16 protein-coding genes are annotated in these 19598 nt (G+C 44.3%); 6 read left to right on the top strand and 10 right to left on the bottom strand.

Translation table 11 applies throughout. From position 1 onward, the window contains the following. Nucleotides 1-134: 134 nt before the first annotated feature. The 4 genes from yqiA to nudF are packed head-to-tail and all read right to left on the bottom strand — an operon-like array spanning nucleotide 135 to nucleotide 2630. Nucleotides 135-722, bottom strand: coding sequence for an esterase YqiA (yqiA, locus tag HKI82_RS12975; RefSeq protein ID WP_171138263.1), 588 nt, complete (start codon nucleotides 720-722; stop codon nucleotides 135-137). A 1-nt stretch (nucleotide 723) separates the two neighbouring features. After that, nucleotides 724-1545 carry a 3',5'-cyclic-AMP phosphodiesterase gene (gene cpdA, locus HKI82_RS12980; protein WP_102940957.1) on the bottom strand — a complete coding sequence of 274 codons (822 nt, stop codon included), beginning with the start codon at nucleotides 1543-1545 and terminating at the stop codon, nucleotides 724-726. 18 nt (nucleotides 1546-1563) lie between these two features. Beyond that, nucleotides 1564-2013: a DUF1249 family protein gene (locus HKI82_RS12985; protein ID WP_042484558.1), complete on the bottom strand. Its 450-nt coding sequence runs from the start codon at nucleotides 2011-2013 to the stop codon at nucleotides 1564-1566. Continuing rightward, nucleotides 2001-2630, bottom strand: a complete 630-nt coding sequence (nudF, locus tag HKI82_RS12990; protein ID WP_102940956.1) for an ADP-ribose diphosphatase — start codon at nucleotides 2628-2630, stop codon at nucleotides 2001-2003. Before nudF ends, HKI82_RS12985 begins: the two co-directional genes overlap by 13 nt. Nucleotides 2631-2879: 249 nt before the next feature. Between nudF and tolC the strand changes: the two genes are divergently transcribed. Then, on the top strand, nucleotides 2880-4214 hold the full coding sequence (gene tolC / locus HKI82_RS12995) for an outer membrane channel protein TolC (RefSeq protein WP_171138264.1): 1335 nt from the start codon (nucleotides 2880-2882) through the stop codon (nucleotides 4212-4214). Between the two features lie 86 nt (nucleotides 4215-4300). Here the strand turns inward: tolC and hldE are convergent, their stop codons facing one another. From hldE to HKI82_RS13010, 3 genes are all read right to left on the bottom strand, one after another. Continuing rightward, the gene (gene hldE / locus HKI82_RS13000) at nucleotides 4301-5731 is read right to left on the bottom strand and encodes a bifunctional D-glycero-beta-D-manno-heptose-7-phosphate kinase/D-glycero-beta-D-manno-heptose 1-phosphate adenylyltransferase HldE (protein WP_171138265.1); all 1431 of its coding nucleotides are present in this window, start codon (nucleotides 5729-5731) and stop codon (nucleotides 4301-4303) included. Between the two features lie 84 nt (nucleotides 5732-5815). Next, nucleotides 5816-8662 (bottom strand): bifunctional [glutamate--ammonia ligase]-adenylyl-L-tyrosine phosphorylase/[glutamate--ammonia-ligase] adenylyltransferase, encoded by a 2847-nt coding sequence (gene glnE, locus HKI82_RS13005; RefSeq protein ID WP_171138266.1) that lies wholly within the window; start codon nucleotides 8660-8662, stop codon nucleotides 5816-5818. 148 nt (nucleotides 8663-8810) lie between these two features. After that, a complete protein-coding gene (locus HKI82_RS13010; RefSeq protein WP_171138267.1) occupies nucleotides 8811-10067 on the bottom strand; it encodes a methyl-accepting chemotaxis protein in 1257 nt (418 codons plus the stop codon). A gap of 98 nt (nucleotides 10068-10165) precedes the next feature. On the opposite strand from HKI82_RS13010, the gene HKI82_RS13015 reads away from it, so the two are divergent. Continuing rightward, on the top strand, nucleotides 10166-10942 hold the full coding sequence (locus HKI82_RS13015) for a potassium channel family protein (RefSeq protein WP_171138268.1): 777 nt from the start codon (nucleotides 10166-10168) through the stop codon (nucleotides 10940-10942). Nucleotides 10943-10996: 54 nt separating this feature from the next. Here the strand turns inward: HKI82_RS13015 and HKI82_RS13020 are convergent, their stop codons facing one another. Continuing rightward, nucleotides 10997-12514, bottom strand: coding sequence for a CYTH and CHAD domain-containing protein (locus HKI82_RS13020; RefSeq protein WP_171138295.1), 1518 nt, complete (start codon nucleotides 12512-12514; stop codon nucleotides 10997-10999). Nucleotides 12515-12719: 205 nt separating this feature from the next. On the opposite strand from HKI82_RS13020, the gene HKI82_RS13025 reads away from it, so the two are divergent. The 3 genes from HKI82_RS13025 to HKI82_RS13035 all read left to right on the top strand — a co-directional run bounded on the left by HKI82_RS13025 (nucleotide 12720) and on the right by HKI82_RS13035 (nucleotide 15561). Continuing rightward, nucleotides 12720-13400, top strand: a complete 681-nt coding sequence (locus HKI82_RS13025; protein ID WP_171138269.1) for a TIGR00153 family protein — start codon at nucleotides 12720-12722, stop codon at nucleotides 13398-13400. A gap of 136 nt (nucleotides 13401-13536) precedes the next feature. Further along, complete coding sequence (locus tag HKI82_RS13030; protein ID WP_171138270.1) at nucleotides 13537-14796, top strand: inorganic phosphate transporter; 1260 nt, start codon at nucleotides 13537-13539, stop codon at nucleotides 14794-14796. A 156-nt stretch (nucleotides 14797-14952) separates the two neighbouring features. Next, nucleotides 14953-15561: a TIGR04211 family SH3 domain-containing protein gene (locus tag HKI82_RS13035; protein WP_171138271.1), complete on the top strand. Its 609-nt coding sequence runs from the start codon at nucleotides 14953-14955 to the stop codon at nucleotides 15559-15561. Between the two features lie 82 nt (nucleotides 15562-15643). On the opposite strand, the gene HKI82_RS13040 is transcribed toward HKI82_RS13035, so the two are convergent. After that, on the bottom strand, nucleotides 15644-16444 hold the full coding sequence (locus HKI82_RS13040; protein WP_171138272.1) for a general secretion pathway protein GspB: 801 nt from the start codon (nucleotides 16442-16444) through the stop codon (nucleotides 15644-15646). Continuing rightward, nucleotides 16444-18069 carry an ExeA family protein gene (locus HKI82_RS13045; RefSeq protein ID WP_171138273.1) on the bottom strand — a complete coding sequence of 542 codons (1626 nt, stop codon included), beginning with the start codon at nucleotides 18067-18069 and terminating at the stop codon, nucleotides 16444-16446. The genes HKI82_RS13040 and HKI82_RS13045 overlap by 1 nt, the downstream gene beginning before the upstream one ends. An 88-nt stretch (nucleotides 18070-18157) precedes the next feature. Here HKI82_RS13045 and HKI82_RS13050 point away from each other — a divergent pair, with 88 nt between their 5' ends. Continuing rightward, a complete protein-coding gene (locus tag HKI82_RS13050) occupies nucleotides 18158-19375 on the top strand; it encodes a multifunctional CCA addition/repair protein (RefSeq protein ID WP_171138274.1) in 1218 nt (405 codons plus the stop codon). Nucleotides 19376-19598 lie beyond the last annotated feature (223 nt).

Raw genomic sequence — 19598 nt, forward strand, 5'->3', positions numbered from 1 at the left:
GTTAAGAATTAACGTGTTTTTTAACACCTAAACGAGAAAAGTCTAAGAGGAACATAGTCTGGAAGAGAACGACTGATGTCAAGAGACATCAGTCAGTGGCAAGCAAAATTATGACTCTAACCTCAATGAAAAGGCTATAAGTCTAAGAATTTGATGATTTGGGCTGGATAACGTTCAAAATCAATAAAACTATGGTCGCCACCTGTCTCCACCGTCTGTTTTGAATCTGCATACTTTTCCACAGCTTGACGATAATCGAGCACTTCATCTTCCGTTTGCTGCAGAAGCCAAAAATCTTGAGGCGATTTTAATTCAGGAATATCCAACGCGATGAGTTCTTGTATGTGGGACTCGTCCAAAACGTAACGTTCTTGGGTGTACGGATTCTCTTGTTCACCAAGAAACGAAGCTAACAGTTCATAAGGTTTCACGGCTGGATTGACTAACACCGCGCGAAAACCAAATTTTGCGTTTAGCCACGTGGAGAGATAGCCACCTAAAGAACTGCCTACCAAGCCAATTTGATAGTCATCTTTATATTGATTAACCACATCCAATAGATGTTGCGCTGCCAGAGCAGGAAAACTCGGCAATTTTGGAACAACCACTTTGATGTCTGGACGATGATTCTTGCAGTACTCACTCATCACCTGCGCCTTATGCGACAGAGGAGAACTGTTAAAACCATGAATATAAAGAAGTAAAGATGGACGCTTTGACATATTAGTAACCGCTCGCATCAAAATCAGGCTGAAACACGCCATTTGCCAAGCGTTTCACTGCTGACTTCACAGTGCCATCAGCACATAACTCCAGTTCACGCCAACCTGGTGAGGTTTTATCTAACGCAAAATCATTCGAGTTAGGTTTGAACTGGATACAGGTCGAAGGTGTCGCCATGACTCTCACGCCCATATGTTCCTTGTCCATATTCTGATGTACATGGCCGCACAAGACCGCTTTGACATTGGAATGGCGCTTTACTACATCCCAAAACGATTCGCTGTCTTTTAACGTGTGTTGATCAAGCCAAGCGCTGCCAACCAAAAGAGGATGGTGATGCAAAAGCACTAAGGTGTATCTATCCGGATACTGTGTCAGTTTCTCATCTAACAGAGCCAGCTGATGATCACTCAAACGGCCATGAGGAACACCAACAACCTGCGAATCTAGCAACACCATTTGCCAGTGTTCGCCAAGCAATACATGTTCCTCAGTGCGAATCTGGGGGGATGGTAACACTGCACCCATGTTAGGTTTGTAGTCGTGATTACCAGGCAGCCAGAAACAGTCTTTCTCCAGCATTTTAATGCTCTCTGAAAAACGTTGATAGGATTCAGCACTATGATCTTGAGAAATATCGCCCGTTGCGAGAACGGCATCATACTGAACTTTCTGAGTACAAATCTCTTTCACTACAGCACGAAAGCTGTCAGCGGTGTTTACGCTAAGCAAACAGCCGTCATCTGGCGCGAATAAGTGAGTATCCGTTATCTGTACAAGCTTTATGCTATCTGGATTATCTATACTGGGCGACACGTTCAAACTCGATAAACCTAACTATTATGGATGACTAAAATTAATTGGCTGGCGGCTAATACCATGCTTTAAGCAGAAGGTAAGCCAATCACCTAAAAAGCGATTAATTTGAGCCTTTTCATCTTTTTGTACCATTTTCTCATTCGGATAATCATGACGCGCTTTTATCCTGCTGAGATGATCGCTGGTGTGCACTTCTGCTACACGAGCGTCGTGGTACAGCCTGACAGACATGGTTGGTAATGGAAACACTGAAATATCATCACTTTGACAGATCTCCACCAAAGTTGTGTACTTTGTGACTTCTAGCACTTGAAGTTGGTAAGTCATTTGAGCCGCTTGGTAGCAACGTAAGTCATCGACACTTGGCTGTGTAGGAAGCAAAGCGTTTAACTTAGCGTAGTTTGTTTCATAAACTCGCATCAGTTCTTTTAGATCTACGTGATATGGTTTTTTCACCATTACTTCAGCCATTGAGTTCTCAAATTCTCGTAATTCAGTTCCAACCATTGTAGTGCAATGATTGATGCACCATTTTCAATAACACCGTCTTTTACCAACTGGTAAGCCTGCTCACGGCTCATGACATGCACTTTAATATCCTCTCCTTCATAGTCTAAACCATGAATACCTTTCGCTTGAGAGGAATCAACCTCGCCGACGTAAACATCTAATTTCTCAGAACATCCGCCAGCCGAAGGATAATACGAAGTCACCGATTCAATTCGGCCGATATCAACACCCGCTTCTTCTACCGCTTCTCTACGAACAACTTCAATGGCACTTTCATCACGGTCAATAATTCCCGCAACAATTTCCAGTTGCCAAGGCCGTTGTTGTTCGAGTGTTCCAACACGAATTTGTTCAATGATAACGACTTGATCTCGAACCGCATCATAAGGCAACAACGCAGCCGCATGCCCACGTTCGAAAAGTTCACGTTCAATAGGTTCACTCCATCCGCCTTGAAAAAGCTTATGTTTGAAGCGATATTTAACCATTCGGAAAAAACCTTGAAACAGTGTCTCTTTTGAGACGATTTCAATGTCTTGTGACGAAAACTGACCTAATGGTTTACCGGTTTGTGACATTCGAGAGCTCCCGATACGAATAAAGGACGGCTAAACAACGTAGTTTACTCGTGGTAACTGGTGACTTCCAAGGACATTGCTCAACTTTTTATATAAAAATTATATATATTTTTAAGTAAAGCAAAATTTATATTGCACACATGGATAGTTAAGTGTAAAAAAGTGCAAAGTTTCGAGTAAATTACGACCAAAATGGGGTAAACTCTTGAAACGCCCACCCTAACTTCATAATAGGCAGGAATAGGACCAATGAAAAAACTGCTTCCAGTATTTATTAGCGTAGCTCTTGGCAGCTTAAGTGCTGCAGTATCGGCTGACGATCTTGCTCAAATTTACGATCAAGCAAAAGAAAATGACCCTCAATTACTGAGCGCAGCGGCACAACGTGACGCAGCATTTGAAGCAGTAACTTCAAGTCGTAGTAGCTTACTACCACAGATCAACCTAACGGCTGGTTACAACATTACTAGTAGTGACGAACCAAAAGATAGTGAACTGCTATCAGCAGGAATTTCCTTTTCGCAAGAACTTTACAATCGTTCAAGCTGGGTTTCATTAGACACAGCAGAGAAACAAGCTCGCCAAGCGGATGCACAATACGCGGTTGTTCAACAGTCATTAATCCTGCGTGTCGCTCAGGCTTATTTCTCAGTGCTCAGTGCTCAAGACAACCTAGAATTTGTCCGCGCAGAAAAAGCGGCGGTTGGTCGTCAGTTAGAACAAACTAAGCAACGTTTTGAAGTGGGTCTTTCTGCAATTACTGACGTACATGATGCTCAAGCACAATACGACAGCGTTTTGGCAGATGAAGTGTTAGCTGAGAACACTCTGATAAACAGCTATGAGTCACTGCGTGAAATCACTGGTCAAGATCACAAAGATCTAAGCATTCTCGATACTAACCGTTTTTCTGCTAGCCCATCAGCGACATCAATGGATGCACTGGTTGAAGAAGCTCAACAAAAGAACTTGTCTCTTTTGTCATCTCGCATTGCGCAAGATGTAGCGAAAGACAACATCTCTTTAGCGAGTTCAGGCCACCTACCATCGTTAACACTTGATGGTGGATACAGCTATGGCAAGCAAATGGATAGCAGCGCGAGTGCTTATAGTTTTGACGGTCACGACTACAACGATTTAAACATCGGTGTGAACTTATCTGTGCCTCTATACACAGGTGGTAATGTGACTTCGCAAACCAAACAAGCAGAGTTCGCGTACGTTGCAGCAAGCCAAGATTTAGAAGCGTCTTACCGCAGTGTGATTAAGGCTGTTCGTGCAAACAACAACAACATCAACGCTTCAATCGGTGCGTTGCGTGCTTACGAACAATCGGTAATTTCAGCTAAATCAGCGCTAGAAGCAACTGAAGCAGGTTTTGATGTTGGTACTCGTACAATCGTAGACGTGCTGGATTCAACTCGTAGCTTGTACAACGCGAACAAAAACCTATCATCAGCTCGTTACAACTACATTCTTAGTGTGTTGCAACTTCGCCAAGCAGTAGGTTCTCTGTCTGAACAAGATATCCTTGATATCAACAGCGGCCTAAAAGCAGCGAAATCAGCAAAGACTAAATCTTAAGATTGTTTTTTTTACAGACATAAAAAAACGCCAGCATGCTGGCGTTTTTTCTTTCTCGGCATATCTAAAAATGCAACAAAGGCTAATTAACCTCTGCCACCTTTAATCGCTTCGATAATTTCTGTGGTTGAACAGCCGTCTTCAAAGTTCAGTACTTTAACCTGACCACCAGCCGCAATCACTTCTTTACCACCCGCAATATCTTCTGGTTTGTAGTCGCCGCCTTTTACTAATAAATCAGGCAACACTTCAGAGATCAAACGTTGTGGCGTATCTTCACTAAACGGTACTACCCAATCCACAGCACCTAGCGCTGCCAATACAGCCATACGGCGATCGGTCGGGTTCACTGGACGACCAGGCCCTTTCAAACGTTTTACAGATTCATCCGTATTAACAGCAACAATCAGGCGGTCACCAAGCTCACCAGCATGATTCAGATAAGAAACATGACCCGCATGAAGAATATCGAAACATCCGTTGGTCATAACAACTTTCTCGCCACGAGCTTGCGCTTTACGCACAGCTTCAATAAGTGCTTTCTCACCAATCACGCCGTAGTCAGTATCTTTGCTGCCGTGAATAGCTTCAGCAAGTTCAATGGTAGAGACTGTCGATGTACCAAGTTTACCGACCACAACTCCAGCGGCTGCGTTTGCTAGCGCACAAGCTTCATCTAAAGGCTTACCTGCTGCGACTGAAGACGCCAATACGGAAATCACTGTATCACCAGCACCCGTTACGTCATAAACTTCTTTAGCTTGAGTTGGCAGATGGAAAGGATCCATACCACGACGCAGTAGTGTCATACCATGTTCACTACGAGTCACCAACAGAGCATCAAGATCGAACTCTTCAATCAGACCTAAACCTTTTTCGACCAAGTCTTGATCAGATTTAACTTTGCCCACAACACATTCGAATTCAGAAAGGTTTGGAGTTAACAACGTTGCACCACGGTAACGTTCAAAGTCTGCGCCTTTAGGATCAATAAACACTGGAACATTTGCTGCTCGTGCTTTTTGAATGAACTGTTGTACATGTTCAAGAGCACCTTTCGCGTAATCCGATAAGATCACCGCTTGCACATTTGGCAATGCTGATTCCATACGCGATAAGATCAATTCAGGATCGGTTTTTTCAAACTTGTCTTCAAAATCTAAACGGATAAGTTGCTGACCACGGCTCAGTACGCGCAGTTTTGTAATCGTTGGATAGTCTGGCAAAGCAACAAAATCACACGTCACTTTCAGAGAAGTTAACTTCTCACTCAGCACCTGAGCTGGCTCATCAATCCCTGTTAAACCAACGAGATGCGCATGACCACCTAATGAAGCGATGTTCATTGCTACGTTAGCAGCACCACCAGGACGCTCTTCGTTTTTCTCTACTTTTACTACTGGCACAGGGGCTTCTGGCGAAATACGACCAGTAGGGCCATGCCAGTATCTGTCAAGCATGACGTCGCCAATAATTAATACCCCTGCATCACTGTAGTCAGGTAGGATTGGTTTCATTATGGATCTCCAATAACTGTTTCTGGGCGGAGTTTATCACAGCCCTATGAGCGGCTAAAGTTATCTAATATCAGAACTCTGTTATTAACCTAGCCACTGATTCCAAACATGTTTTACAACTTCACGTTCGTGGACAAATTTGCTTTCATCCACATCCGCGTCTTGATTCACTAAATTACGGTGATGGATTTGATCTCGCATCGCCGTATAAGCGTCGGTTAATGCCATGGCCTGTTCTTCATCCAGCACACCCTGAATCAACAATGACTCAAAGATACGCACGTTATCAGACCATCGGGTCAACTTAGGCTGTTGATGACTAAAACGTAAGACCAAGTACTGAGCCAAAAATTCAATGTCCGTAATACCGCCTTCATCTTGTTTTATCATGAAACGGCCGGGCTTCTTGCCCCCGAGGTGATCGCGCATTTTGATTCGCATATCCACCACCTCTTGCTTCAGTTTTTCCTCTTCACGAGGTAGAGCCAAAATATCATGGCGAATCTTGGCAAAAGCTTGCTGTAAAGGAGTATCACCATAAATCATGCGAGCTCTGACCAACGCCTGATGTTCCCAAGTCCACGCATCATTGCGCTGGTACTCTTCAAAAGCTTCTGTTGGACTCACCAAAAGCCCAGATGCGCCAGATGGTCTCAAGCGGGTATCAACTTCGTACAGTATTCCAGAAGCCGTTCTCACTGAGAATATGTGAACGATGCGTTGAGCTAAACGCAGATAAAACTGACGACCATCTATCTCTTTAACACCATCAGTGTAGGCGCTAACTGGACAGTCGTGCATAAAAACAATATCGAGATCAGAGTTATAGCCAAGCTCCCAGCCACCGACTTTGCCATAACCAATCACGCCAAACCCTTTTCCTTCACGATCTTTTAAGTGGGTCGGCTCTCCGTATTTGGCGGTCACCTGCAACCAAGCTTGATTGACCACAGCGTCAACAATCGCTTCAGCAAGATAAGTTAAGTGATCACTCACTTTCATCACAGGTAAGACATCGGCAATATCAGCGACAGCAATCTTTAAAATACATATTTGCTTAAACTGACGCAGCGCTTCCATCTGCTGTTCCATATCATCTTCTGGAATACGTGCGAGAAAATCTCTCAGCTCGGTTTTGTAACTTTCCAAAGGAATCGGATTATAGAGATGTTGCGGATCAATCAACTCATCAAGAAGAATCGGGTAACGAGCCAGTTGTTCAGAGATCATCGAACTCGCGGTACAAAGACGCACCAACTGCACCAGCGCAGCAGGGTGTTCATCTAGCAGTTCTAAATAAGTAGTACGAGTAGCAATGCTGTGCAGCAAAGACAATACTCTTGATAAGCCAAACTTTGCCTCAGGGTGATTGAAAATCGCTTGATACACCTTTGGCATCAAACGGTTAAGCACCTCTCTTCCGCGAGGGCCTATGGTACGTTTCGCTAAGTCCTCTTTGAAGCCGATGATGGTACCAACGATTTCGTCTCCATCTTGCATAGCGAGTTCATTCTCAACAATGCTTTCTATCAACTCGCGGTTATGGCTCATGTCCCACAATTCGTGGAAATGAGCAGCAATCGTATTTTCGTCTTGCTCATCCTCTTCACCAATCAGAGCAGCAAACACCGCATGCACATTCGCCATCTGATGTTTTACTCGAGCATTGAGTTGCTCCCAAGATTCATAGCCCATAGCAAAAGCCAGTCTCAACTGGTCATCCGCCTTGTCAGGCAAGGTTTGAGTTTGTTTATCTGCTAATGCTTGAAGAAGATTTTCAAGACGACGCAAGAAGTAATACGCTTCGGTTAACTGTTCAACTTCCTTTTTTTCCAACAATTCCAGCTCATCAATGGCTTGCAATGTTTCAAGTAACCCGCGATGACGTAAGCTCGGCTCTCTTCCGCCCCGAATCAATTGGAAAACTTGTGCAATAAATTCAATTTCTCGAATGCCACCAGCTCCCAACTTAATGTTGTTACTGAGCCCTCTACGACGGACTTCGCTACTGATCATCGACTTCATTCGACGCAGTGATTGAATCGCGCTGAAATCGATATAACGGCGAAATACAAACGGACGCAGCATCTGGCGCAGCTCTTGATACTGAGAATACATCTCGCGCCCCATAACGCGCGCTTTGACCATTGCGTAGCGTTCCCAGTCTCTGCCCTGCTCCTGATAGTAATCTTCAAGCGCTGCGTAACTCATCACCAACGGGCCACTTTCACCAAAAGGACGTAATCTCATATCCACCCGATAGCAAAAACCGTCAAAGGTCTGTTGATCAAGCATTTTAATGATGCGCTGGCCTAGACGAGTGAAAAACTGAGCGTTAGCAATACTTCTGCGCTGACCCTGTGTCTCCCCGTTTTCGGGATAAGTGAAAATTAAATCGATATCAGAAGAGAAATTGAGTTCACCACCACCGAGTTTACCCATGCCCATAATCAACATAGGCTGAGCTTCACCTTGAGCATTACAAGGTGTTCCCCACTCTTGGCAGCAGGCTTTGTACTGCCATTGGTAAGTTTCGAATATCAGAGCTTCCGCCAATTGCGATAAATGCTCTAGGCTCTCATTCAATGTCCAGGTATTTAAAAAATCACGCCAAGCGATATAAACCATCTCTTGATTGCGGAACTGGCGCAAAATGCGCAAACCACTTGTTTCATCTTCGCAGACGGAAAGCTGCGCAAAAAGGCGCTCACGATACGATTCATAACGAGAGTCTTCGCTAAGAATCTCGGGTAGCGCACGGCACAAAGCTTCATCACGCATCAAGGTTTCATGGACAAACTTGCTCAACCCGATAACGGTTTTTAGCTGAGCTTGCAGATCGCTATTCCATTGAGCAATCACTGGCTGCTGTTCTAGCAAATGGCTGAACTGTTGACTCGCGTAATCTTCAAGAAGAGATGGCAATGGCATGGTATGTCCTTGTTGATGCTGGTAGCCCGAAGAAAGATGATGTAACTATACCCAAACTCATTGAAGGGTATATCAAAATTAGTGTAATAAAAAACGCCCACAATCGAATTGTGGGCGCTTATGCATGACTTATCGATGTCAGAAAGAATTAAACTTTAAATTCAGTGATTTTGCTGTCTAATTCTTGTGCATTTGCCTGCATCACTTCCGAGGTCTCAAGCAACTCAGTTACGACAGTAACCGAAGCTTCCACCAGCTCTCTCACATTGGTTAAGTTCTGGTTCATCTCTTCTGCAACACTGCTTTGCTGACCCGCTGCTGTGGCAATTTGGAAGTTCATATCGTTGATTTGCTGAACTTGAGCCACAATACCGTCAAGCTCAGTACCTGCATTAGTCACCAGTTCAACGCCTTCAGCCACTTCAACCACACTCTTTTCCATCAACTCTACCGCTGAGTTCGCACTGCTTTGCAGTTGTGAAATCATGTCTTGAATTTCTACTGTTGCGGTTTGAGTACGTTGGGCTAGATTACGGACTTCATCTGCAACCACCGCAAAACCACGCCCAGCTTCACCAGCTCGAGCCGCTTCAATCGCTGCGTTTAGCGCCAATAAGTTTGTTTGTTCAGAAATGCTTTGAATAGTACCAACAACACTACTGATTGATTCAACACGCTCTTCAACTTGGTTTACAGCCTGAGCAGATTTAGAGATGTCTTTTGAAAGCTCACTCATTTTGCCTACAGTGCTTTTCACAAATCGCTGGCCAGTCTGAGCTTGTTTTGAAGCGTCTTCCGTTAAAGAAGAAGCACTTTGTGCATGCCCTGCCACGGTTTGCACCGTTGAAGACATTTCGCTCATCGCGGTGGCTAACTGGTCGATTTCATTGAACTCTTCTTGCGCTGACTCTTTAGTCTCAGACATGCTAAGCGTCATAATTTCCGTCATAGCCGTAAGCTCTTGTGAAGCATCGACTTGAGCAAGAATCAACTCTTTTAGTTGAAGACGTGTTTTTTCCAGCTCTTTCGCCAGCTCGCCATACTCATCTTTACACTCCATCTCGATAACTTCAGATAAGTCACGACGTGCCATCTGTTTGATCGAGTCACTCAGATAGTGTGTTTGACGCAACATAACGCGCGCTGCAAAAAGCAGTAAAACAACAAAAACAGCGATCATCAAACCGGTCTGCCAAATCACTTGCACAATGTAGTCGTCATAATGTTTCTGTGCGACTTCTAGATTTTGGGTTGCCGCCAAAAGAGCATTATAAAAGGTGTGAGCATCCCAAAGCTGCTTACCGATGATCAGTAACGTACTGAACACCATCAGCATTACCATCTTAGGAACAAGGCGAACATTCGTTATTACTCGTTCCCATGGCTTAAATGCCATTGTTGTCATTGTCATGCCTCCACAATGTCTTATATATTGAAAATCGCTTATTTATCACTACTACAGTGAAAAAATCTTCACGCACGTTGAATTATTTCGAGCCTCGTATGAAAAAAGATAGTATCAAAGATGAAACGAAACCTATGGGATTGTTATCACTCATTTTGTCTTTCTTAGCTCTATTTGTGATCTCAGGCTTACTATTTTTTCCAATAGAGCCAGAAATGCGCCATTTGTTTATCGGCCTAGACTTCCTTATATGTAGTATTTTCATCCTACAACTTAGCGTAGATTTGATCCGCTCGACAGATCGGGTGCAATTTATGAAACGACACTGGATCGATTTTCTTGCCAGTATTCCGATGATCGAACCTCTGCGTTACGCGCGCATCTTTCACATTCTAAGAATCATTTTAGTTGTTCGTTCAGGAAGAGCGATCGCTAAACAGCTACTTTCGAACCGAAGAGAAACCACCATTGCGTCCATATTATTGCTGTTAGTTTTGATGATGACGCTGGGCTCAAGCTTCATGCTCTTTTTCGAAACCAAAGATCCTCATGCGAATATTCAATCCGGTGGTGATGCTTTGTGGTGGGCCTTAGTGACCATTTCAACCGTAGGTTATGGTGATCATTATCCAGTCACTACGGCAGGGCGTTTGATTGCGACCGCTATGATTCTGTGCGGCGTAGGGATCTTCGGTATGATTTCCGGTTTGATCACGTCGCTGCTCACCTCTCCCGATAAAAAGCAGCTATTACATGCACAGAGAGAGCAGCAGATGCTGCAACAAATCGTTGTGCAGCAAAACGAAATTTTGCGCCGGATTGGAGAGCTGGAAAACAACACCGATCATCCGCGACAAGGTAAGCCAGCGGAATAGAAAACAAAAAGGGATACAAAAAAGTATCCCTGATTCAAAAACTCAATGCCTTTGTTAGTCACGCCAGTAAGGATGAGCTTCAACACCTATAATTCGAGTCTGCTCCATGGCATGTAAAATCGAGTTCTCTTGGCGAATCAGCCAGCGTTGTAGCTGTTCTTTTTCCTCACCTTCCAGCTTCTCAACAAACGGTTCTAACGTTCTTAAGGTCAACAAATCGTCGATACCGTGTAGAAGATCCGCCCAAGGCATGCGGAAAGAGTTACGTTCTTCTGCATCGTACAAACTTGCAAAACCAATTCCGGTATAAAGATTTCGCATCAAACGATACTGCTGATCAATATACTCTTGGCTACTCAAATGATGCTCTGGTGGGAACGATTCGATCAACTCTGCCCAAGTTCGATCCAACTGCTTGGCAGAGAATCGAAGGATGTTGGTCGCCATTTTTTCACGCGCTTTTTCATCGAGAAACGGCTGCCATCCACGAGTCAGGATCCAGCGGCTCAAATCAAGCAACAAACCGGTATAACGAGCAGAGTTGAGCAAACGTAGGTTTTCTTCTCGTTGAGGTAAGTTATATTGCTGCTCTTTCAGTTCAGCAATTAAAAACTTACGGGCATCCAGTTTGCGCAGCGCATAGCCTTTGTCTTCAAGAAGATCATCAAGATAGTCGTATGACTTTAACCAGCTCAGTTCTTCTTCCAACCACTTCAGTTCCTGACGCAAAATCGCACTTGCTCGACGAGGAACAACGCCGCCGTAGATGCTTAGAATCTGGCGAATAAATCGAATACTGTTGCTGATTTCATGCAATGCAGGAATGGAATCTCGCTCTGTATAGATTTGCTCATGGTAGTGCCAATGAGACAGCGCATGTTCCAGCGAGTTAATCAAACAATACTCAACCGTGTCTTGACTGCTGGTGTTCACTAAACTTAGTGGTTTAACTTCATCACCTTGATAATCCGCAGCCAGACGATAACCTCTTGCGGCTTTACTCAGGTTGCCTAGGCGCATTCCACCGTTATCACAGAACTGACGAGCCAAGGTAAACAGCGCATCGGTTTGCCCTGATTTCAGTTCTAACTCCACTTCGCAGATTGGATACTCTTTATCACCCGCAACCACTAAACCTTGGTCAAAAGCGACTTCGACCTGACTACCGTCCGGCATGCCGATCAACCATTGTTCACGAGTAAAATTAGTAGAGAAGAGCGCGCTTAGCTCAGATTGCAGAACGTCAACCTCTTTACCTTGAGGCCAAATGTCAGCAGGGTGAAGCGATAGTTCAGGTTCGTTGCTCTGATGTTCAGCATTGAATTCCGGTCTTTGATGTAAGCCAGCGACGACGCGTCCTGCGGTCTTGACGGTTTGAACATACACATCATCGAAACGTCGGATTCTTAACCCAATATCGTGTTGACGTAACCAGTTATCAGGAGTATCAAAATACGTATTACCTAACTCTCGACAACTGTGCTGAAGTACTTTTGTATCAGAAATCTTTTGACGTAAAATTTCTGAAAAATCTGGTGACACAAAAAACTTCAGTTCTATCTCGGTTTCCATATTTAACCCTTTCAAAGCAGATACCGAAAGGATATTGCCTAAAACGCGGCTGAGCAAGAGTGAAATATAGACCGTTTGATGATCTAAAACAGTTTTCATGACACTGTTAATGGGTTAACATGCGCGCCTTTATAGCCATCGCTCAACATTTAGCCATACAATGGTGTATGTTTTTTTAAGGTTATAGTTATTAGGTTGAATGACCATGCCAGTAAATACAATTATGGGGTTATTTGCAAAGTCCCCTATAAAGCCTTTGCAACGACACGTAGTGTGTGTAAATGAATGCTGTTCTTATCTAGTGCCTTTCTTTGAAGTTTGTGCGACTGGAGACTGGGAAAAAGCAGCTGAAATCCGCGCACAGATTTCTCACTTAGAGAAAGAAGCTGACGTGTTAAAGCGCGAAATTCGCCTTAAACTTCCTCGTGGTTTGTTTATGCCTGTAGACCGTACAGACATGCTCGAACTTCTTACACAGCAAGATAAACTTGCCAACCTAGCAAAAGACATTTCAGGTCGAGTTGTAGGTCGCGAGCTTATCATTCCTGAACCTCTTCAAGCTGACTTTATCATCTATGTAAAACGTTGCTTAGATGCAGCGGATCAAGCACAGAAAGTTATCAACGAGCTAGACGAATTGTTAGAGACTGGTTTCAAAGGCCGTGAAGTAACACTCGTTGCTGAAATGATTAATCAATTGGATGAAATCGAAGACGATACTGACACTATTCAGATACGTCTACGTCAAAAGCTGAGAACCCTAGAATCTTCGCTTAATCCGATTGACGTTATGTTCTTATACAAGATTTTTGAATGGGTTGGCGGTATCGCTGATCAGGCGCAGCGCGTTGGCGCTCGTCTAGAAGTGATGCTTTCTCGCTCATAAATTTAAAGTTAACCAAATAACTAAGAGCTATTTTGTAAAACTGAATTAAGCGTTAAGTTTTTATCGCCAACGGTTTAAATTCGTGCCTAAAACACGAAGAAATAGCTCCGCTTGTTATAAACAACTAGGTATAAAGATGGATATCCTTGCTAACTACGGCACTGTCCTGATCATTGTTGCTGCCATTTTTGGTTTCTTAATGGCTATCAGTATTGGTGCGAACGACGTTGCGAACGCAATGGGAACATCAGTTGGTTCTAAAGCTCTAACCGTTAAACAAGCGATTCTTATCGCGATGGTGTTCGAATTTGCAGGTGCTTACTTAGCCGGTGGTGAAGTAACTGACACAATCCGCAAAGGCGTGATTGATACATCACTATTTGCTAATCATCCTGACGTTCTTATTTATGGCATGATGTCAGCTCTGCTAGCGGCGGGAACTTGGTTACTGCTTGCTTCATATATGGGCTGGCCTGTATCAACCACTCACTCAATCATCGGTGCGATCATCGGTTTCGCATGTGTATCTTTCGGTACTGAAGCGGTGGATTGGAGCTCTGTTAAAGGTATCGTTGGTAGCTGGATTGTTACCCCTCTGATTTCAGGTATCTTTGCGTATTTCATATTCATTAGTGCCCAACGACTGATTTTCGATACAGAAAGACCGCTTATCAACGCTAAGCGCTTCGTTCCTGTGTACATGTTCATCACAACAATGGTGATTGCACTTGTAACTATCAAGAAAGGTCTTAAACATGTTGGTTTACACCTTTCAAGCACAGAAGCTTGGTTATGGTCTGCTGGCGTATCAGCGCTAGTGATGGTTGGTGGCTACCTGTACATTCAGAAGAAGTTTGCTAACCGCGAAGACGACCATAGCTTCTCTGGTGTTGAGAGTATCTTCAGCGTATTGATGGTAATCACAGCTTGTGCCATGGCATTTGCTCACGGTTCAAACGACGTTGCAAACGCGATCGGTCCACTGTCTGCGGTTGTTTCTACTATTGAACACATGGGTGAAATTACAGCGAAAAGCGCAATTGCTTGGTGGATTCTGCCTCTAGGTGGTTTCGGTATCGTTGTAGGTCTAGCGACTATGGGCCACAAAGTAATGGCAACGGTTGGTACAGGTATTACAGAACTAACACCTAGCCGTGGTTTCGCAGCTCAGCTTGCAACTGCGTCTACAGTAGTATTAGCGTCTGGTACTGGTCTGCCGATTTCAACCACTCAGACACTTGTTGGTGCGGTTCTGGGTGTAGGTTTTGCACGTGGTATTGCAGCACTTAACTTAGGTGTTGTACGTAACATCGTTGCATCTTGGATTGTAACGCTTCCAGCTGGTGCTCTATTAGCTGTTGTGTTCTTCTACGCTATTCAAGGCATTTTCGCTTAATTTATTAAGTCAGTGCTTTGTTAAGGCGATGTCATTATTGACTCAAACGCACATAAAGGGAGGCTTTGCCTCCCTTCTTTGTTGCACGCGAATAAGAAACTTTTTACTATTTGCCACATGAGTGTAAAGCTACAATTTATAACTAAGGGATTTACCGTGAAAAAACTTATCTGCATGGTGTTATTTTCCATGTTAGCAAGCCCAGTGTTTGCACAAGACCGTTACATCGCCGATAAGCTGTTTACTTATATGCATTCTGGTCCAAGCAACCAATATCGTATTATCGGCAGCATTGACGCAGGTGAGAAAGTTCAGCTAGTTTCAACCAATAAAGAATCCGACTACAGCGAAGTTGTAGACTCTCGCGGTAGAAGAGGTTGGGTGGAGAGCCGTTTTGTGACTCGCGATATCAGTATGGCTGTGCGTTTACCGCAACTTGAAAAAGAGTTGGCTCAGGTAAAATCACAACTAGCGAATGCACGTCAAAGTGCAGATTCTGAGAAAGCGGGTTTGGTTGAATCTTTGGATGTTCGCAACCAACAGATTGCACAACTGGAACAAAACTACGGTGAAATCAGCAAGCAGCTAACAGCGTCTCAAACTGAGATCCGTGAATTGCGTGCGAAACTGGATACACAGAAAGAAGACTTACTGCTGAAATACTTCACTTATGGTGGTGGTGTTGCAGGTATCGGTTTACTACTGGGTCTAATCCTTCCGCACATTATTCCACGACGTAAGCGCAATCCTGCTGGTTGGGCATAAACGTTATCAAATTGAAAAAGGTCACTCGCTAGTGACCTTTTTTTGTTTATGCTGAACAGTGCTTTCTGAGAAGCAACAAAGCCTATCCTTGCCAGTGGTAGAGTGCAGGAATTTCGATCAACTGCTGTTCGAACTGCACCAAAGTTGTTTGAGGATTAATTTCTACCAGCATTACACCGTCTGACAACATATCCCCTTCGTGATATTCCACACCATTCATTTTTATCCAACGCTTACTTTCAGAGCTGGCATAAACGTGGGTCTGAAAATCCATCGCGGGTAATTGACCTGAGTACTTATCAGCATTTTGCACCAAGGATATCGCTCTTGAATTACTTCGTTTAGAGGCGCTAGCTGTGCTTTTCATCGCAGACTCTACTCTCATGGCAAGCGCAGGCGAAAGACCACTCAGATCCAGTTGTTCGAGATTTAAAGGGGTATTCTCTTTCTGCACGGAAGTTGAGGGCTCTGGTGTTTTAACCTCAGTTGTTTTAGCAACTGTCGTTTCATTGGTTTGCTTAGTATCAATTGATGGTGTGTCTTCCGTTTCAGCTAAAAGCTGTTTAGTTTGAGCAGGAATCAGATAGGTACTTTTTAGCTCAGTAAACTCAGGGTAAGGCAGAAACTCAACCGGTGCTGGAATTTGTTCCACTAGCGCAGGCTGGCTCATTACTTGAGTGATATTCTGTTGCTGAAGTTGATAACTTTGATAGCTCAGCAGCGAGACAGTCACAGCACTCGGTACAATCAACAATAAGCTGTGATACCAGCGGAAAAGCATGGACTTCTCAGCAGAGATAGTCGCAGAGCTATACCCATGAGTCATAGTATTAGACTGGTAACCTTGGTGTGACGATTTCAGCGCATTCATTACTTGCGACATTATGCACCTCCTACCAAGTGTGACGCACCGAGTTTAGGAGCGTCCAGCTTAGGTGCATCTTGCTGAGTAAGCAGCTCCAGACGACGCAGGGTTTGTTCTCCCGCAATGCCATCCACATACATATTCTGCCAGCGCTGGAATAAGGAAACCTTACGCTTTACTTCGTCATCAAACACTTGTGTTTCCCGCTCCGGCTCGCCCAGAATTTGCGATAACTTGCGATCAAGAAGAGCAATCTCCTGTCCTTTCATTCCTCTCTTCAAGGTCTGCTTAAAACTGGCTTGCCAAGTTAGATGAAACTCACCATTCCACAACGGAGATATCCACTGTTTATCAATACGTATATGTTCGCCATTCACCAGAAGCTCCAGCTCATCTCCATTTAAGCGATACAACACTGCGTAACTCGGCTTGTTATCAACCTCAAGCGTTAACACCACCGGCATATTGAGCTGAGAAAGAGTCTGCCAGTCACCTTGACTTGGCATGCATTGCAAAAGCGATGAGCTATCCGACTGACAAAACGTATCTGTTACCGATGCCTGATATCCCCAGACTGCATAGAGAGCACGCAGAGCACTACTTAGGTCCTCAGCTTGAATGAGAACCTCTTCAACTTGTTTTGGAAATACCGTTTCTTGCAGCGCTGGTTTTGCTTCTGGCAGTGGCCAATGATGAGCCACCTGCTCATTGATGATAGGTGGAAGCCAATACGCACTTGCGGCAGCTAAAGAAAGGCCGATTAAACTGCACGTCGCAGCAACAAAAGGGAAACGCGCAGAAGAAGGTTTTGCATCCGAGCGCTGATAGACCGTTGATTGAAAGCTCATCACTTGCTGGCAAGCCCATTTTACTCGCTCTAAACCGAGTTCTTTTTCACCAGCTTTAAATGCACCTTTCAAGCTGTTGTCACAGACTAAATTAATCAGCCGCGGAATTCCGTGGGTTTCACGAGCAATCCACTTGGCGCATTTGTTAGAGAACAAATTGCCATCGCCACCCGCTTGTTGCAGACGAAAACGGATGTAATGAGCCGTTTCGACGTCATCGAGAGGCAGCAGATGATATCGACCAGTAATTCGCTGTGCTAGCTGGCGAAGCTGAGGCAGTTGAAGTTTCTGTTGCAGTTCAGGTTGACCGATGAGTAACACCTTCAACAGCTTTCGGCTGTCTGTTTCTAGATTGGTCAGCAGTCTTAGTTGTTCTAAAACATCGGGCGCAAGGTGCTGTGCTTCATCGATAATCAGCAGGATCTGAATACCAGCAGCATGCTTATCCAAAAGAAATTGGTTAAGAGCCTGACTGAGTTTTTTGATCGTCGCTTTTTTTCCATAACTAACGGCAAACTCATCACAAATGGCTTCCAGCAGCTCTTGTTCTGAAAAGGTTGGATTAAGAATAAATCCAGCTTGAGTATTGGCAGGCAAATTATCCAGAATCGCTTTCGCTACGGTCGTTTTCCCAGTACCAACCTCGCCAGTCAACATGGCAAAACCACCACCGTCACCCAATCCTTCTTGCAGATGGGAAATAGCCTCTTGGTGACGTTGACTTAAATACAAATAGCGAGAATTCGGCACAATTGAGAAAGGTAACTCAGTTAAACCGAAAAATTGTTGATACATACCCCTGCCTCTATCAAAGTGATTAAGCGCAAAGTATCATTGCCGCTGATGATTATCCAATGACATTAATGATTTTTGAGGCGGTTTAGTGCAAGTTTACCTGGTTGGCGGCGCCGTTCGCGACAAACTACTCGACATCCCTGTTTACGATAAGGACTGGGTTGTAGTGGGAAGTAGCCCTGATGAAATGTTAAGCCAAGGCTTTACCGCCGTTGGCAAAGACTTTCCTGTCTTCTTACACCCTAAAACCAAGCAAGAATACGCACTTGCCCGTACCGAGAGAAAAACAGGAGCAGGTTACACAGGCTTCGAATGTCACTTTGCACCCGATGTTACGTTGGAAGAAGATCTGATCAGGCGCGATCTCACGATTAATGCGATGGCACAAGCCGAAGATGGCACTCTTATCGATCCTTATGGCGGTCAGCGTGATCTTAATGATCGCATCCTACGCCATGTATCCGACGCTTTTATTGAAGATCCGCTGCGTGTTTTACGCTTAGCCCGCTTCGCAGCAAAACTTTCTCATCTTGGCTTTGTGGTTGCAGAAGAAACCATGGCTCTTATGGCTCAAATCGCGAGTAGTGGCGAGCTTGAGCATTTAACCGCAGAACGTGTATGGCAAGAGTGGCATAAGTCCCTTTCGACTAAGAATCCTGAAGTATTTCTTTCTGTACTGAGAGATTGCGGCGCATTAAAGGTGGTACTTCCTGAACTCGATCGTCTGTTTGGTGTTCCTCAACCGGAAAAGTGGCATCCAGAAATTGATACAGGTATTCATACACTTATGGTGGCGAAACAAGCGGCTCAACTTTCGCAATCACTGCCAGTGCGATTTGCCGCGCAAGTGCATGATTTAGGGAAAGGTGTCACACCTGAGTCTGAATGGCCAAGCCATAAAATGCATTGCCATACAGGCATTAAAATCATCAAGAAACTGTGCGAACGAGTACGCGTGCCGAATGAATTTAAAGAGCTGGCGCTATTGGTTTGTGAGCAGCACTCAAACATCCACAGAGCAGCAGAGCTGAAAGCCAGTACCAAACTCAAAATTCTCAATAAACTCGACGTATGGCGAAAGCCAGAGTGTTTAGAAGAAGTGTTACTTTGTTGTCAGGCTGACCATTCAGGTCGTTTAGGTTGCGAAGAGAACTCTTACCCTCAAAAGGCACTATTTGAAGCTGCGTATCAAGCCGCACTCAGTATCGAAGTGAAGGATATTATTGCCGATGGCTTTCAGGGCAAAGCGATTCGCGATGAGTTAGAGAAAAGACGGATTGAGGCGATTTCGTCGCTTTCTAAATAGTCGAAACTGGGAATGAGTATCCTTAATCTTATTTACCAAAAGAAATTCATTTTCAAGACAGGTTTGATGGAACAAATTTACAAGGGCATGGATGCCCTTGTCTAAGCGCACAGGGAAGTCTTGAGCGATTTGTGGAATCAATCCTGTTTTGAATGTCACCTTACTTTTCTTTACGCAAAAAAATACCTCGCCTAAGCGAGGTATTTATAAAGAACTATAAAGC

Source organism: Vibrio plantisponsor, from assembly GCF_013041605.1.
Lineage (GTDB): Bacteria > Pseudomonadota > Gammaproteobacteria > Enterobacterales > Vibrionaceae > Vibrio > Vibrio plantisponsor.